Genomic DNA, 16,960 nt, shown 5'->3' with positions numbered 1-16,960 from the left:
TTTTACTAAATTGCACTATACTAATTAATAAAAGATAGCTCCTGTACGTCATATGCGGCCCTTGCCTGTACATAATGAAAAGCGGTTGTTTGAAGAAATAGCATCTGGCAGCGAAAGGGCGCTACGGTTGCTTTATGACCGTTATTTCAATACGCTTTACAACTACGTCTTAAAAACACTGAAAGATGAAGGAATTGCTAAAGAAGTAGTTCAGGATGTGTTTTTAAAAATATGGGAGAACCGCGATTCGCTGGCAAATGTAGATGCACCTCAAGCTTATATCTACGCCATTACCCGCAATAAAGCTTTAGATTATTTCCGCAGATTGGTAAAAGATGCGCAGTTAGCGGATATTGTTGAAGAAAGCAATTTAAAAAGTCCGCATGCGGCTGATGACCGCATGAACGTTTCTGATTTGAAAGGACTGATTTTGGAAGCTTTAAATAAACTATCAGACCAAAAGCAAAAGGTTTTTAAAATGAGCCGGTATGAAGATTTCAGCCACGATGAAATTGCCGATCAGCTTAATCTGTCTAAAAGCACTATTAAAAATCATCTTTCAGAAACGCTCCGGTATTTGAAAGAGCAATTGAAGCTTACTTCTAATTAACTCCCAAGAAGCTGCTGAATTTTTACAGGAATCACAAAGGTTCTTTGTTGCAATTCCTATAAAGCACTATTTATCTAATAATCAAATATCATTAGGTTAAGGCTGCTGATCTCCCTTTACCGGTTTGGCTTCTGTTTGCAGCAGATCGAAGACCAGTACTTCGTTATTACCTTTCTTTAACCAGCTTGCAGGGCAATACAACTTATCCTGCGGACCAATATGCCAGTATCTGCCCAGGTTATGGCGGTTGATCCAAACAATACCTTTGGTGTAATTCGACAGATCGATATAGGTGTCCGCCGTATTTTTAAGGTTAAAGCCGCCTTTGAAGAACATCATCGGTTTTTGGCTGGTGTTTGCAGTTGATTTAACCGACCGGATGTAAAATTCATCGAACGGTAAATTGTAAATCTCCCAGTTCATCAGTGTCATACCATTCAGGCTTACGCGGTCGGTAATACCTTTACGGTCTATCATATACTCCGCGAAATTGATATGGCCCATCGCTTCCACCATTATTTCAAGTTCGGGGTCAGCAACATCCGTTTTAGGTAATTCTACAAACCATTTTCCGCCGTTACGTTCTATCTTGTCGATATATTTTCCGTTAAGAAAAACGTAAGCAAAATCGTGCGGTTCGGTAATCAGCAGTTTGCCGCTTTTGTGCCCCACCAGCTTTGTTTTATACAGTATCAGGCCCTGGTATTGGTTCATGGCTTCCATGGTTAAAGGCTGCGGGGATTTTACCGATGCAGGCAAATTATTCCAAACATCAGAAAACGCCGTCATTTGCACCTCTGGTATGGCCATGGTTGCTATGGGCTTGGGTACCGCAGGCAGTTTTTTATTTAGCGACTGGGAGATCAGCTTGCGGATAGCGTAATATTTAGGCGTCGCGAAGCCCTGTTCGCTTATTGGGGCGTCGTAATCATAACTGGTTACATCGGGTTGGTACTGCGTCGGGTTAAAAGCGTTTGCACCTGCGGTAAAACCAAAGTTAGTGCCGCCATGGACTACGTACAGGTTAAAAGAGCGGCCTGTTTTCATCAAAAACCGAAGCTCTTTCAACAGCCCTGCGGTATCTGGCTTTGCCCACTTTTCGCCCCAATGTGTTAACCATCCCGGGTAAGTTTCACTGCTGAACACCGGGACGTTCGGATTCATTTTTGCCCCTTGCTGAAAGTCTGCTTCGCTTGAACCACTATCCAGACCGATAGCCGCGCCGTCTACGGTTCCTGCTTCAAGTAGGGCAGGGGCAGGGCCGTCGGCAGTATAGAATGGAACGGTAATGCCGTTTTCAACCCAAAGCTGCTTCAGGTTGTTCATGTAAGTTTTATCATTCCCATAACTACCATATTCATTTTCAACCTGAACCATCAGGATCGGCCCGCCGTGATCACACTGTAGGGGTGCAATTACAGGTGCAATGTGCTGTACGTATTTTTTTACAGCAGCCATATAACGTTCGTCAGAGCAACGTACCTTAATATCCGGGATACTGAGCAGATAGGGTGGAAGCCCGCCGAAATCCCACTCGCCACACACGTAAGGCCCCGGTCTTAAAATAACCCACATACCTTCTTGCTGGCACAATTTTATAAAAGCAGCAACATCGCGGTTATCGGTCGTCAGGTCAAACTGTCCCGGTTTTTCTTCCAGGTAATTCCAGAAAATGTAAACCGCTATGGTGTTACAGCCCATGGCTTTTGCCATTTGTATGCGGTGCCGCCAATACTCGCGGGGTATGCGGGCCGGGTGCATTTCCCCGCTGATGATCTGAAACGTATTGCCATTCAGCATAAAATCAGTTCCCCGGAAACTAAAAGAAGTTGATTTTGATTGTGCGAAGCATTCTGGCGATACAAGGTTCAGAACAGAAAGCAATGCTAAGGAAAGACAGGTTTTATATAGCTTTTTCATGAATCAGTTGAAGATTAACTACAGGCAGTAGGTGGTAAAAATAATCAGCCGGCAGGTTGTTGTGCAAATATCTGCGACATTAAGTCGTAAAGTTCCGGGTGCTTTTCTTTGAATTTATCCGGCTTCTCGAAGAAGTATTCAGAGGCTACGGCGAAAAATTCGGCCTCATTTGTGAGGCCATAAGGGTTAATATCCGATTTGCCTTGCTGAATTTTCTGCATTTCCTGGTGCATCAACTGTAACCAGGGCTTCGCATATTCATGCGGAAGAAAATTTTCGGGTACGCCATCGGTAGATCCGTCGGATTTGTCCAACAGGTGGACGAATTCGTGGATGGCTGTATTCTCCTTTCCGCCGTTTGCAGCAAATGCTTTAACAAGGGCCTGTCGCGATAGCAGCATCTGTCCGTTCATGTAGCCAGAGCCCACCATGCCCATAATGTTCCGTCCATCGCCTTCAAATTGAAAATCATTGTCGAACGTATCCGGATAGAGAATAATATTGGTGAGGTTACGGTATTGCCAGTCGGGGAAGCCAAAAATAGGAATGATCGCACTGGAAGCAATCAGGGCTTTATCCAGGGCAGTTACTTCAATACCTACACCTTCGATATGTGTTTCGGCCAGAAAATGGTTGGCCATACTTATAAACCGCTGCTGCTGATCAGGAACTAATTTTTTGTAAAACTCAACATGGTTGTTTAAAATATTTTCTAAGTCGTGCTCTACAATGGACTGGTTGTCAATGTCTTTTTGTTTCGGCCTGAATAACCAAATGGCAGATAAAACAAGAACAATTAGGATGATGATGGCGAAGTACATGCTGATTTTTAAGGCGATGATTAGTTATCGCGATACAAGTATACATGATCGCTTTTAAAACTTTTTGATGTTATTCCTACTTATAGCAGTAAACCTATCAAAAGAATTATGAACAGAACGCTTGGAATTATTTTGCTGATCATTGGTATTGCTATGCTGATCTGGACCGGCTTTACCTACACCAAAAAGGAAAAAGTAATTGATGCCGGACCGCTACAGGTATCTGCAGATAAAGAAAAAACGGTGAGCTGGCCGCCGTACGCCGGTGGAATATTGGTAATCGGTGGTATTGTACTGCTGGTGACGGGAAAGAAGGGAAATTAAGGACACTTCTAAATCCTCTCCGCCAACTGGCGGAAGGATTTTATATTCCCTCTCCGTTGGAAATGGTTAGGGTGATGTCCCGTGAAGAATGTAGGTGGGGTTTATATTAATGGAAATTCCGCCCTTTATAAAATACTTCTTTTTTGATGCTGCTACGTTGATCTTCTACGGGAGGCATGGTGGTTTCATCGCTCCTGGAAAGGCTGAGTAGGGGTACGTCTTCCTGTTCGATGAAGGTTAGCTTTTTTAACAGGGGGTTCATATTATAGCAGCGCGATACCACTACATGGACAACGATGCCTTCTATCTGCAGCTTGCCTTCCACCATCAGTAAGCGCGATTGGATGATCTCTTTACGGTATTTATCGAAATTATCGCCCCATACCACCAGGTTAGTTACCCCGGTTTCGTCTTTAATGGTAATGAATACTACGCCTTTAGCGGTGCCAGGCCGCTGTCGAACGGTAATCATACCGGCAACTTTAACACGGTCGCCGTTTTTTAAAGATGTGAGTTGATGGAGTGGCGTTACGCCCAACTGGTTCAATTCATACCGGACGAAACTTACCGGGTGTGCTTTAATGGATAAACCGGTAGTAGCATAATCCTGCACCACATGTTCACCTCTTGTCATCAGCGGTAACGAAATTTGCTCCCCTACGCTTTCTGACGGAAGGTTTTCCATCAGTGCGACAGGACGATCACCCAGTGCGGCTATTTCCCAGAGTGCCTCTCGGCGATCAAGGCCGATGGAACGGAAAGCATCTGCATCGGCTAATTTTTCAAGCGTCGATTGGGTAATGCCTACGTTCATGAGCTGGATGATATCCTGATAAGGCGCATTTGCCACAAGTAGCTGCATTTCTGCTTCTGATAGCCCTTTTGCCAGCCTGAACCCTAAACGCAAAGCATGAAAGGGACCGTCCTGTTCTTCAAGGGTGTGATCCCATTGCGAAAAGTTAACATCAATCGGGCGGATAGTCACGCCATGTTCGCGGGCATCATCCACAATTTCGGCAGGCTGATAAAAACCCATAGGTTGGCTGTTTAGTAACGCCGCGGCAAAAACATCGGGGTAATGGCATTTTAGATAGCTGGATATATACACCAGATGCGCAAATGATGCGGCATGGCTTTCCGGAAAACCATAAGAACCAAAGCCTTCCAGTTGTTTAAAAATACGGGCTGCATAAGCTTCATCGTAACCATTCTCCTTCATGCCATCAACTAGCTTTTGACGAAAACGGCTAACCATTCCTTTAGCTTTAAAGGTGGCCATGCTTCTTCGTAATTCATCTGCTTCTGTAGCTGTAAAGTTTGCGGCAACCATTGCAATTTCCATGGCCTGTTCCTGAAATAAAGGGACACCTTTGGTGCGATCCAATATTCGCTCAAGTTCAGGTTTCGGATACTCAATTGGATCTATTCCGTCTCGCCTCCTTAAATAAGGGTGCACCATATCCCCCTGGATTGGCCCGGGGCGAACGATAGCTACTTCAATCACCAGGTCATAAAATTCACGCGGCTTTAAACGCGGCAGCATAGACATTTGAGCGCGGCTTTCAATTTGAAAAACACCGATGGTGTCTGCCTGGCAGATCATGTCGTACACCTTTTCATCTGCTTGGGGTACGTTTTCCAGCGTGTAATCTTTTCCGTAGTGTTGCTTCGCTAAAGCAAAAGCCTTACGGATACAGGTGAGCATCCCTAGGCCTAAAACATCCACCTTTAAAATACCCAGTGCTTCCAGATCATCTTTGTTCCATTCCAGCTGTGTGCGGTTTTCCATCCGGGCATTCATTACCGGGCAAAGATCCGACAGTTTACAGCGTGTAATGACAAAGCCCCCGGTGTGCTGCCCTAATTGCCTTGGGAAACCAATCAGTTCTTCTGTCAGCAATAATACCTTATATAAATGCGGATCATCCGGATTTAACCCTTGACCGATAATCCGTTCGCGGTCAAAACCTTCTTCAGAGAAACTCCAGATCGCACCACCTAACCGCTTTATGGTATCTTCTGATAAACCCATAGCTTTCCCTACATCGCGTAACGCCCCCTTGTGTCGCTCCTGGGTAACGGTAGCCACAATACCGGCATGCTCGCGGCCATAGGTTTCATAGATCCATTGGATGATCTCTTCCCGGCGTTCATGTTCGAAATCTACGTCCACATCGGGCCATTCGTCGCGTGCATCAGACATAAACCTCGAAAATAACAGGTTCTGCTGCATGGGGTTAACGGGGGTAATACCTAGACAGAAACAAACCGTACAATTGGCCGCCGATCCCCGGCCCTGATGAAGGATCTTTAAATCCTCGGCTTTTTGAGTGTACTCATAAATGCGTAAGAAATATGGCGCAAGCTTTTTCTTTTTAAAGAATGCAAGCTCAAAATCTATTTGATTTAAAATTTTATCTGGAACATCTTCACCAAAAAACTTACGCGCACCCTGAAGGGTATAATCGCGTAAATGCTCATCTGCTGTGCGGCCGTCCGGGCTTTTCCATTCGGGTTCTAGGTATTTCAATTCATCTAAAGAAAACTTGCAGGCTTCTGCTATCTCCTGGGTGCGGTCTAAAGCGTCGGAGTATAGAATATATAACCGTTTCAGTTCGTTCAGTGGTTTCAGGTAACGCTCGGCATTCAAATGCAATTTATACCCGGCATTATAAATGGTACACTTTTCCCGTATACAGGTTTGGATATCCTGTAGTTCGCGCCTTTGCAGGTTGTGGTAATGCACATCATTGGTGGCTACTATTGGTATGCCGGTTTGCTTGATACGGTAAAAACGCTTGGCGTCGTCGCCGGTGTAGTAGCGTGTAGCGGAGATATATAACTCTTTACCAAAATGTTGGCGATATTCTTCTAAAGCTATTTTGAAATCATCATCAAAATCAAACTCGCTGTTTAAAGTATCAGGTGGGATTACAATGAACTTGATATCCTGCTTATGCTTATAAACGTCGCGCTTGTACAACTCACATTTACCTTTTTCTGTACGCAGGTTGCCTTTACTTAGTAAGGCACATAGCCGTCCCCAGGCAGTGATATTGGTTGGGTAAGCCAGCAGGCTTGGGCCGTCTGCCAAGTCTAACCGGCAGGCAGGAATAAATTTGATACTATTTGACTTTGCCGAAATATGTGCCCTTACCACACCGGCCATGCTGTTACTATCTGTGATAGCAATATGCGTATAGCCCAGCTTTGCCGCATGCTCTGCCAACTCCTCCGGGTGTGAGCCACCGCGCATAAAGGTGAAATTACTGGTTACCTGTAGTTCTGCATACTTGATCATATCATCAGGCAAAAAATCCATGAATGTACCATTGCGAGTCCGCATCGTCATAATGCCCTGATCGGAACACCCAATAGCGGCGGCCCTGTTCATCTTCAACCAGGTAATAATCGCGGTGCGGCGATTGCGTTAGCCACCATTCGGGCTCTATCCGTTCGGCATCTTCGGCTTTTCGGATGATGTGCTTTTCGCCCTTGTAAATAAACAGCATCGGCGGGTTATCCGGCAGGAGTGAAGTCACTTCTATGCGTTCGGGCTTTTTCAAAAGCAGTGATGGTCGCGGTCTGCCTGCGCGCCATTTACCGGTAGTGGTTTCGGATAGCGACAAAGAGGGTTTGTAAGCTCTTTCAGGCCAATAACTTTCTACCGGCAGGTATCGTTGGATATTTTTCGCGCCGATCTTGTTCGCCAGCTTATCTAATAACTCTGCAAGCTGTGGGCTTTCCAATCCGCAGCCCTCCGGTGTCCAAAGTATCTCTTGGTCTATCATTAAGTCTTCCACCTTCGGCGCTTCGAGGGTGAATAACTCGATACCCAAAGCAGGTTCAATGGAAGCGATTTTTAGTGCGAAGAGTTTAAATAAATGGTCGACCGAGCAGGAAGGTCGGCCGGTTGCAATGTCAGCGCCTACCAGTTTGCCGTCAACACGGTAGCATCTTAATATCGCTACACGTAAACCCTTGCCTTCGCTTTTTAGCCTGTTGCAAAGTGTTTCTAATAAATTCCTGATGGCTATTTCTATCCCCGTTGCCGTTTGTATGGGCTCCAGGCAAGGCAGGCGTTCCTGGTAGGGGTGCAGCGGATGGATCCATTGCAAATGTTCTGCTGCCGTACCCAGCGCTTCATCTATCCGTAGCAGCAACTGTTCGCCAAACCGCCTGCGCAGAGCAGATCGCTTAATGCCGATAAATTGCTGAACGGTATAAAACCCCAGTTTATGTAAGCGGTCAACGGCTGCTGTATCCAATCGTAAAGCCGCAGGAGGTAGTTTCAACAAAGCTTCTGTTTGCCCACCGGGCTCAATAATAGCTTTTTCTTTGCCGAATCTGGCTATGGCCCAGGCGGCACCGATGGTATCGGCAATAGCGCCGCGTACGTAATAGCCCTTACCTTTTAAGCGCTTGAGTATTTCCTGCAGATAACCTTTTTCGCCGCCCCATAAATGGGTACAGCCAGATATATCCAGCAGTAAACCGTCAGGTGCATCAACGGCAATTAAAGGGGTGTATCTAATGCACCATTCGCCAATTGCAGCAAGCAGTTTTTCGGCTTTGCCGGGAATAAAATCAAAAACCTTCAGATCGGGTATTACTGCTTTGGCATCTGCGGCTGTACTTCCCGGGATAATCCCTTGCTTTTCTGCCAACTGGTTTGCGGCCTTAATAATAATGCGGTTTTTCTCTGAAGCTGCAAGTACAAAAGGCACATCTTTCAGTTCGGGCTTGCGGATAGCGAGCCAGTCGGTAAGTAAATACCTGAACCAAATTGCACAATACCTTTTTTGCATGCCTTATCCAACTTGCCGTGTTAAATGTTGTTCCGTTTCTGCAAGAGGTTCTTCCACCGGTACAAAACCCTTGTTATTCCATTCAAATATCCAACTACCAGGGTTACCATTGCGGACCCTTAAAAGCTCAACTTGCCAGCGCGGGAAACCTACGCCGGGTAAACCATCGGGTAAGGCACCGGGCAGGTGCGTGATCTGCCATCGCGCTACACAGGTTGTGGTTGTTAGCTTTTTCAGGTCTGTTCTCAGCAAAAAGCCAGTTACTTTACTGTCTTCAACGGCCAGTTGCAGCCGTCGCGATTGGGCAAAGCTTACCTCGCGTACTTCGGCCACAACAGCAGCCAGTCCTTCGCATTTCAAGGCTTCTTCCATAGCCCATAGCACGTCTTTTTCGCGGGCCACATCTATAAAAATGACTTGTTCAGGAAGGATGTTAAAACTGAGCAAAGCCGGCGGATATAAACGTCTGTCGGCCGAGATCCACAGGCATACACCGCCGTTTTTCATTAATGCAGTTACTATGCCCGATAATAAACCTGCGGTAGCAGCGCCTTGCTCGCGGGTAGGGCAAAGCATCTCGTGGATAGCACCTGTAGGGAAAACGCCGTTTGGAAAAGCATCTTCCAACGGACCTAAGCCCATGCGCTTAGTTTCAGCCGCAGCAGGTGAAGCAAAGCCCTGCCACGACAGGATTTTCTGCTGCAATTGCTGGATGATACTGGCTTTTGACGCTTGCATTCGGAGCTAATTATTGAAACAAAAATGCTAATATTTTTAGTATTTATACAAAATATTTTTCAACTTTGTTTCAACTATGGATCATGAAACTCCTTTAATGCATGAAGCTAAAGCCTGGATAAAAAGAAAGAATGGAACAGGCGAGATTATCCGGATAGTGCAGGAATACCAACCCGGAGATAAGATCAAATGCTTTAAATTATATACAGCCTTTGAAGATGACGCCGATTATTTGGGCAGGATTTTATTTGATACCGAAAATTACTGGATTTACGATGGTGAAATATTAACTGTTGATGAACAGGAGCAATTAGCGCAGTTTATTATCAACCATGCTGAAAGGGTATAGCAAAAATAAAGGATAAGAACTTTAGTTGTAACAAAAAGCCTTTCCTGTAGTCTATAGGCGGGGATAAATAATTTGCAGAAGGTATCGCATTTGCTTTATACTGCTGCCGGTTACACTACTATAAAAACTACATGCCTGAAACTAATACTTTACAAAAGCTACTTTTATTTTTTACCGTTTGTTTCGCATTCTTAAATACTGCTTATGCACAAAGCAGGTTTACGGTAAGTGGTGTGGTGCGTAATGCAGCCACCGGCGAAACGCTGATTGGAGCGACGGTGAAGATACAAAGTGCAGACAAACGTTCTGCCACAACTACCAACGCTTATGGTTTTTATTCTTTAACCAATACCGCCGGTACTTACGATATGACTGTAAGTTATATCGGTTATAAAACTGTAGTTCAAAAGGTTAATCTTACTTCATCTATAAAACTGGATATCAACCTCACTGAAGGTACCGAACTGCAGGAGGTAGTAGTAAGGGGAAACCAGCGTAAGGACGAGAACGTGCGCAGCCCGCAGATGGGGCTGGACAAGATAGATATGAAGGTGCTGAACAACGTGCCGGTTTTATTAGGCGAAAAGGATGTTTTAAAAACCATCCAATTACTGCCGGGTGTTAAATCTGGGGGCGAAGGCAATACGGGTTTCTTTGTCCGCGGCGGCGCTGCCGATCAGAACCTGATCCTGCTGGATGAAGCAACGGTTTATAATTCAGCCCACTTGTTAGGCTTTTTTTCTACCTTCAATGCAGATGCCATTAAAGATGTAAGCTTGTACAAGGGTGGTATGCCTGCCCAATACGGCGGCCGCTTGTCATCCGTTTTGGATGTTAAAATGCAGGACGGCAACAATAAAAACTTTGGGGTAGAAGGTGGTATCGGACTCATTGCATCGCGCGTAAAAGTAGAAGGCCCGCTGGTGAAGGACCGCGCTTCGTTTATGTTCAGCTTTCGCAGAACGTATATCGATTACCTGCTGAAGCTTTCTAAAGATTCGACCATAAACAGCAATACCTTAAACTTTTATGATCTGAATGCTAAAGTGAATTATAAGCTGGATGATAAAAATACGATCTATCTTTCTGGCTACTTCGGGAAAGACAACATCGGTATTAAAGATCTTTTCGCCAATAACTGGGGCAATACCACCACCACTTTACGTTTGAATCATATTTTCAATAATCGATTGTTCTCTAATACTTCGTTCATTTTTAACAAGTACAATTACACCATCGAGCTGTTGGATGAGAAGAACAATGCCAAGGTTCAATCTTACATCCGCGATTTTAACCTGAAAGAAGACCTGCAATATTTTGGTGATAACCATACCCTACGTTTCGGTGTGCAGGCTACCCATCACCGAATTGCACCGTCTGATATTAGCAGCACGGCAGAGTCAAGCTTTAATTCACAAACCATTCCTAACCGTTACGGCCTGGAAGCAGCCGCCTATATTTCTGACGATTGGAAACTGACCGATCAACTAAACCTGCTTTACGGATTACGCGTTAGCGGCTTTTCTTTATTAGGCCCGGGTACCATCAATACTTATGACGATAATGGTAATAAAACATCCAGTAAAACGTATGGCTCGGGTGATTTTGTGAAATCATACTTCTACCCGGAACCACGCTTATCATTAAGCTATACCCTAAACCCCGAGAATTCTATCAAAGCGTCTTATAACCGCAATACCCAGAACATCCATATCCTGACCAATGCGAATACCAGTTCGCCGACAGATCAGTATGTGTTGAGCAGCAATAATATCAAACCTGAAATTGCCGACCAGGTAGCCTTGGGTTATTTTAAGAACCTGAGCGATAATAAGTACGAATTTTCTGGCGAGGTGTATTATAAGCGCTTGCAGAACCAGATTGATTACAAGGACGGTGCAGAGCTGATTGCCAATGCAGATGTAGAATCGCAATTGAAATACGGCGGGTTGGGCAGGGCTTACGGGCTGGAGCTGTATGCAAAAAAAGTAAGAGGCAAACTGACAGGTTGGATAAGCTATACGCTATCTAAAACAGAACGGAAGTTTAATGGCATCAACAACGGTAATTATTATCCGGCCCGGCAAGACCGCACGCACGATTTAGCTATTGTAGGCATCTATGAGCTTAGCAAACGCTGGACGGTTTCCGGTAACTATATTTTCAGTACAGGCAATGCGGTTACTTATCCGGCGGGAAAATACAACGTTGGTGGTTTAACCACGTATTACTACAACAGCAGAAATGCCAACCGGATGCCTTATACTTCTCGGTTGGATTTAAGTGCGACTTTGAAACCTAAAGAGAACAAAAGATTTGGCAGCAGCTGGACGTTCGGGGTTTATAATGCCTTAAACAGGCATAATCCTTATGCCATAACGTTCAGAGATAAAAAGGACGATCCAACACAAACGGAAGCCGTTAAGGTTGCCTTATTTGGTATTATACCTTCTGTTACCTGGAACTTTAATTTTTAATACTACCATGAAACGAATTTTATATAACCTGTTATTTTTCAGCATTGTTGCGTTAGTTACTTCGTGTCAGGATGTAATAGATTTGAAGGTCAATTCTTCGGACAGCCAAATTGTGATAGAAGGTAACATCACCGACCAGCCTGGTACGCAAACAATAAAGATCAGCAAGTCTGTATCCTATACCAGCTCAAACACTTATCCGGCGGTTACGGGGGCAAAAGTTGTGGTGACAGATAGTAAGGGCAACACGCTCTCCTTTGTAGAGTCAGTTCCGGGTACTTATACATTCGGTCCTTTCAAAGGCGAACCGGGCAATACCTATACGCTTAACGTAAATATTAACGGTAATACGTACACGGCTGTTTCTACCATGCCGCAACCGGTTAAAATAGATTCACTCGGTTTAAAAGAGATTAACTTCGGTGGCAAGGGTAATTTTTATCCCGAAGTGCATTACCAGGACCCGGCCAATATTGCCAACTACTACCGCTATGTCATGTACATTAATGGGGTGCTTACCAAGCGGATATACAGCGAAAGCGATAGGCTGACCAATGGAAAGGCAGTTACCGAAACGCTGTTTTATGATACCGATGAAGACAATAAAAAGCTTGAAAAGGGCGACAAGGTAGATGTAGAGATGCAGTGTATAGATCAGAGCGTTTATACCTACTGGCATACGTTAGACGCGCAGAACCAAAATGGTCCCGGCGGCGGAACTGCACCCGGAAACCCTCCGTCTAATATCAGTAACAAGGCGTTGGGGTATTTCAGTGCGCATGCTGTATCAAAAGCATCGCTGTCTGTTAAATAAATAAGGGCTCGTTCTTTTTATAGCAGGTTTGGAAACAGTTTAAGTACGCTCACAAACATTACCATAGAACCAATAAGTATAAAGAATACCGGGATAAAATATATCCAAATGTTCGTTGTCCGGCGTAGGGTTTTCAGCAGGTAAGTTAATAGCCAGAAGCCAAAAACAATAATAAAAGCTTCAAGTAAAAGGTCGGGGTGTTGAAATAGTATTAAGGTGTTCATGTTAGGGGAAAATCAATAGTTCCCTTGTTATTACGAAACAACTTTTCAATGGTTACATTATTTTATCAATAGTGCCGCTAATCACTAATCCGCCGTACTATTTCCAGGCTTTCAGTAACCTTCTGATCAGGATGATTTCAGCAGTATGATAACTGTTATGGTCGGCTATCTGTAAAGCTTCGTGTAAAATGCTTTGCCCGTCGCCATGTTCTAAGGCCTTGTAAATATCGCCGGATCTTAACAATTCAATAAATTCCTCCCGGTCTGATTTAATTTGCGCTAAGGCCTTGTTCCAGGCTTCCTCATCAGCGGGTGCTGCTTCTTTAGGCCAGTAATCATCCGGCCACTTCGGCGATTGATGATTTGCATCGCGGCTAAATTCAAGCATATCCCATTGCGCTATCCGGATATGTTCAACCAATTGCCAAATGCTGTAGGGCAGGTCATCTGGTTTTACGCTGAGCAATTCATGCGATAGTCCAGCTACGGCATCTTCAAATGTGGCATGGGCACTTCCGCCTTCGAGTAATTTGATCAGTTCGTCTATTAGAATGTTGTGCTCATTCATGTCAGCAAGTCCATTGTTTCTCATACAGCAATCATAGCGGTCAATTGTTCGGTTTAAAAAAGAAAGAAAAAAAATCTCTTTTAAATATTAGTCATAAATTCGTAGACCGGGGTCAACGCAAGTATATTGCCCTGTCATACACCAATCTATGAATCTTATAAAAAAACTCGCATTAGCCGGATGCTTAACCTGCGCTGCCTTTACTTCAATCGCGCAGAAAAAGTATGATGTACAATCGCCGGATAAGAAACTAAAGGTACAGGTTACCATTGCAGACAGTATTTATTATGAAGTCTGGAAGGATGGAAAGGCGATTATAAGCCGATCGGCAATCTATTTCAAAACAGACCAAAACACCGAGGGTTGGAAGGTAAATAAAGTTAACCAGGCCAGTAATAGCGGCATGCTGAGACCGGTGATCTGGCAAAAAAGTTCCACGGTAGAAGACAACTACAACAACCTGAACCTTGTATTTGCTAATCAGCTCTCAATGGAGTGGCGCGTATTCAATAACGGTTTAGCCTGGAGGTGGGTAAGCAAGATCAACAAGCCCTATCACGTTACAGACGAGCAGGCCACATTGAACTTAGGGGCAGATGCAAAGGCCTGGTATCCGCAGGAGGAACAGTTCTTCTCTCATAACGAACGCAAGTATATCCCGTACAAAGTAGGCGAGATAGATCAGCAGAAGCTGGCAAGTTTACCCGCGCTGTTTGAATCGAAGGGAATTAAAGTCCTTCTAACCGAAGCATCTTTGTTCAATTATGCAGGGATGTGGCTTCGTGGTGATGGTAACGGCACAATCAGGTCTACCTTCCCGCATTACCCCAAGGAAAAGCGTTATGAAGGTGACCGTGACGAGAAAGTAGTTAGTCGCGAGAATTACATTGCTAAAGTAAATGGTGCACAGGATTTCCCCTGGCGGATACTGATGGTAGAGAAGGAAGATAAAAAACTGCTAAATAATCAGTTACCTTATCTGTTAGGAAAACCGCAAGCTACAGGTAGCGATTTTAGTTGGGTAAAGCCAGGCAAGGTTCAGTGGGATTGGTGGCACTATAACAATGTTTACGATGTTCCTTTCCGTGCCGGGATTAACAATGATACTTACAAATACTACATCGACTTTGCTGCAAATAATGGTATAGAATACGTATTGTTGGACGAGGGTTGGTGCGATACGCAGGACCTGAACAAGCAGGCAAAAGATATTGATGTAGAAGAATTGGCGAAATATGCGCAAAGGAAAAACGTGGACATTTTGCTTTGGACAAGCTGGCTGGTATTGGATAAACAGTTAGACGAAGCACTGCCGCGTTTTGAAAAGTGGGGCATTAAAGGAATTAAGGTAGACTTTATGCAGCGCGATGATCAGGATATGGTAAACTACTATGAAAAAGTAGCGAAGGCTGCGGCTAAGCATCACCTGATGGTTGATTTTCATGGCGCTTACAAGCCGACGGGATGGAGCCGCACTTACCCAAATATCATGACATCTGAAGGAGTGTTAGGTAATGAGATCAGTAAGTTTGCCAATACCGTAACTCCCGAACATACGCTTACGATACCGTTCATCCGGATGGCGGCCGGCCCCATGGATTTTACCCCTGGCGGTATGCTAAACGTACAGAAGGGTTCCTTCTCGGCCCAACCCGCCGAACCGATGACTTTAGGCACCCGTTGCAACCAGATGGCCATGTACGTGATGTATGAAAGCCCGCTGCAAATGCTTTGCGATATCCCGACGCATTACATTAAAGAGCCGGAATGTATGCAATTTCTGAAGGCTGTACCCACCGTATGGCAACGAACAGTTCCGCTGGAAGGTAAAGTAAGTGAATATGCCGTAATAGCTCGGCAGGCGAAGAACGGCAATTGGTTCATCGGTGGCATGACGAATTGGACTGCGCGCGATATGGAAGTCAGCCTGGGTTTCCTTCCGAATGGTGAATATACCATGCATGTATGGAAGGATGGCCCCAATGCTGATCGTAATGCCAAGGATTTTCAGATGCAGACCATTGGCGTAAATAAAAACTCGAAGATTAATCTGAAAATGAGCACCGGCGGTGGTTACGTGGCTATCATTTCTAAAAAGTAGTTAAATTATTAAGAACTATTTACAGGTTGAAGCCTTGATAGTTAAACTGACGATGATACAGGTATGATCATCCATATAAATGTTTCAATTATATAACTTTTTGTTTGAAAGTTGTTAACCGCTGCACTCATCGCTGTTATAGATTTGCTTTAACAAAACACTAACCATGAAATTCAGAAAATTTGGAAATAACGAGCAACTATCGGCCATTGGTTTGGGCTGTATGAGCATGAGCCACGCATATGGCGTACCCAATGACGAGGAATCTATCGCAACACTGCACTTAGCGTTAGATCTTGGTATTAACTTTTGGGATACTGCGGATGTTTACGGAAGCGGTAAAAACGAGGAACTCATCTCGAAAGTACTGGTGCCTAACCGTGATAAGATATTTATTGCTACCAAGTTTGGTTTCACCGCCAATGCAGATAATACCGGCATGACCTTTAATGGTTCGCCCGAATACATGCGTAAAGCGGTAGAGCAAAGCCTGAAGCGTTTACAGATAGATACCATTGATCTTTACTACGCGCACCGGATCGACCCGAATGTACCTGTAGAAGAAATGGTAGGTGCCATGGCCGAACTGGTAAAAGAAGGAAAGGTGCGTTACCTGGGGCTTTCAGAAGCATCTGCAACGTCAATCAGAAAAGCACATTCAGTTCACCCGATCAGCGCGGTACAAAGCGAATATTCCTTATTAACGCGCGAGGTAGAGGGCAGCGTATTACCTACCTGTAAAGAACTGGGTATTGCCTTCGTGCCATTTAGTCCGTTAGCCCGCGGATTAATGACCAACACACTTGATCTTTCCGCATTGCCGGATACGGATTTCCGTAAAAAGTTACCGCGCTACCAACAAGCACACCAGCAGAATAACGAACAACTGGCTGCCGCTTTCGCAGATTTAGCAGGTAAGATAGGTTGCTCGCCGGCACAATTAGCTATAGCATGGGTACTGGCACAAGGCGATAATATTATACCAATCCCAGGTACAAAAAAACGTAAAAACCTACAGGACAACACCGGTGCGGTAGATGTAGAATTATCTACAGATCACCTTCAACAGATAGAGGAACTATTGGCCAAATATCCTAATGTAGGCGACCGTTATGATGAAGGCAGCCGTAAAATGGTTGATAAAGACAACGTCTGAAAGTTTTTATTCTTACAGGTGTCACAAAGGGACGGGGTCAAAAAAAAATG

14 protein-coding genes are annotated in these 16,960 nt (G+C 44.6%); 7 read left to right on the top strand and 7 right to left on the bottom strand.

Annotated elements, in window-relative coordinates:
• Nucleotides 1-52 precede the first annotated feature (52 nt).
• Nucleotides 53-610 carry an RNA polymerase sigma factor gene (locus tag MUY27_RS08540; RefSeq protein ID WP_245129586.1) on the top strand — a complete coding sequence of 186 codons (558 nt, stop codon included), beginning with the start codon at nt 53-55 and terminating at the stop codon, nt 608-610.
• Nucleotides 611-706: 96 nt separating this feature from the next.
• On the opposite strand, the gene MUY27_RS08535 is transcribed toward MUY27_RS08540, so the two are convergent.
• Both MUY27_RS08535 and MUY27_RS08530 read right to left on the bottom strand, forming a co-directional pair.
• Complete coding sequence (locus MUY27_RS08535; protein WP_245129585.1) at nt 707-2,530, bottom strand: glycoside hydrolase family 35 protein; 1,824 nt, start codon at nt 2,528-2,530, stop codon at nt 707-709.
• A gap of 44 nt (nt 2,531-2,574) precedes the next feature.
• The gene (locus MUY27_RS08530) at nt 2,575-3,351 is read right to left on the bottom strand and encodes a M90 family metallopeptidase (protein ID WP_245129584.1); all 777 of its coding nucleotides are present in this window, start codon (nt 3,349-3,351) and stop codon (nt 2,575-2,577) included.
• Between the two features lie 108 nt (nt 3,352-3,459).
• Here MUY27_RS08530 and MUY27_RS08525 point away from each other — a divergent pair, with 108 nt between their 5' ends.
• Nucleotides 3,460-3,675 carry a hypothetical protein gene (locus MUY27_RS08525; RefSeq protein ID WP_245129583.1) on the top strand — a complete coding sequence of 72 codons (216 nt, stop codon included), beginning with the start codon at nt 3,460-3,462 and terminating at the stop codon, nt 3,673-3,675.
• A 106-nt stretch (nt 3,676-3,781) separates the two neighbouring features.
• Here MUY27_RS08525 and MUY27_RS08520 read toward each other — a convergent pair whose 3' ends face one another.
• Genes MUY27_RS08520 through MUY27_RS08510 form a run of 3 tightly spaced genes read right to left on the bottom strand, consistent with a single transcriptional unit; the run spans nt 3,782 to nt 9,221 of the window.
• Nucleotides 3,782-6,997 (bottom strand): error-prone DNA polymerase, encoded by a 3,216-nt coding sequence (locus tag MUY27_RS08520; RefSeq protein ID WP_245129582.1) that lies wholly within the window; start codon nt 6,995-6,997, stop codon nt 3,782-3,784.
• Complete coding sequence (locus tag MUY27_RS08515) at nt 6,981-8,483, bottom strand: Y-family DNA polymerase (RefSeq protein ID WP_245129581.1); 1,503 nt, start codon at nt 8,481-8,483, stop codon at nt 6,981-6,983. The genes MUY27_RS08520 and MUY27_RS08515 overlap by 17 nt, the downstream gene beginning before the upstream one ends.
• Before the next feature lie 3 nt (nt 8,484-8,486).
• Complete coding sequence (locus MUY27_RS08510) at nt 8,487-9,221, bottom strand: ImuA family protein (RefSeq protein WP_245129580.1); 735 nt, start codon at nt 9,219-9,221, stop codon at nt 8,487-8,489.
• 76 nt (nt 9,222-9,297) lie between these two features.
• Here MUY27_RS08510 and MUY27_RS08505 point away from each other — a divergent pair, with 76 nt between their 5' ends.
• From MUY27_RS08505 to MUY27_RS08495, 3 genes are all read left to right on the top strand, one after another.
• The gene (locus tag MUY27_RS08505) at nt 9,298-9,570 is read left to right on the top strand and encodes a hypothetical protein (protein WP_245129579.1); all 273 of its coding nucleotides are present in this window, start codon (nt 9,298-9,300) and stop codon (nt 9,568-9,570) included.
• Between the two features lie 131 nt (nt 9,571-9,701).
• On the top strand, nt 9,702-12,047 hold the full coding sequence (locus MUY27_RS08500) for a TonB-dependent receptor (RefSeq protein ID WP_245129578.1): 2,346 nt from the start codon (nt 9,702-9,704) through the stop codon (nt 12,045-12,047).
• Nucleotides 12,048-12,054: 7 nt separating this feature from the next.
• Nucleotides 12,055-12,861, top strand: a complete 807-nt coding sequence (locus MUY27_RS08495) for a DUF4249 domain-containing protein (RefSeq protein WP_245129577.1) — start codon at nt 12,055-12,057, stop codon at nt 12,859-12,861.
• A 17-nt stretch (nt 12,862-12,878) separates the two neighbouring features.
• Here MUY27_RS08495 and MUY27_RS08490 read toward each other — a convergent pair whose 3' ends face one another.
• Together MUY27_RS08490 and MUY27_RS08485 are read right to left on the bottom strand one after the other, a co-directional pair.
• Nucleotides 12,879-13,085, bottom strand: coding sequence for a hypothetical protein (locus MUY27_RS08490; RefSeq protein WP_245129576.1), 207 nt, complete (start codon nt 13,083-13,085; stop codon nt 12,879-12,881).
• Between the two features lie 97 nt (nt 13,086-13,182).
• Nucleotides 13,183-13,677, bottom strand: a complete 495-nt coding sequence (locus MUY27_RS08485; RefSeq protein WP_245129575.1) for a DinB family protein — start codon at nt 13,675-13,677, stop codon at nt 13,183-13,185.
• 124 nt (nt 13,678-13,801) lie between these two features.
• Here MUY27_RS08485 and MUY27_RS08480 point away from each other — a divergent pair, with 124 nt between their 5' ends.
• Nucleotides 13,802-15,754: a glycoside hydrolase family 97 protein gene (locus MUY27_RS08480; RefSeq protein WP_245129574.1), complete on the top strand. Its 1,953-nt coding sequence runs from the start codon at nt 13,802-13,804 to the stop codon at nt 15,752-15,754.
• A gap of 166 nt (nt 15,755-15,920) precedes the next feature.
• Nucleotides 15,921-16,910 carry an aldo/keto reductase gene (locus tag MUY27_RS08475; RefSeq protein ID WP_245129573.1) on the top strand — a complete coding sequence of 330 codons (990 nt, stop codon included), beginning with the start codon at nt 15,921-15,923 and terminating at the stop codon, nt 16,908-16,910.
• The last annotated feature ends 50 nt before the right edge of the window (nt 16,911-16,960 follow it).

Source organism: Mucilaginibacter straminoryzae (assembly GCF_022953055.1).
Taxonomy (GTDB): Bacteria; Bacteroidota; Bacteroidia; order Sphingobacteriales; family Sphingobacteriaceae; genus Mucilaginibacter; species Mucilaginibacter straminoryzae.
Note: the sequence above shows the minus strand (reverse complement) of the source record. Positions and strands in the feature narration are given on the sequence as shown.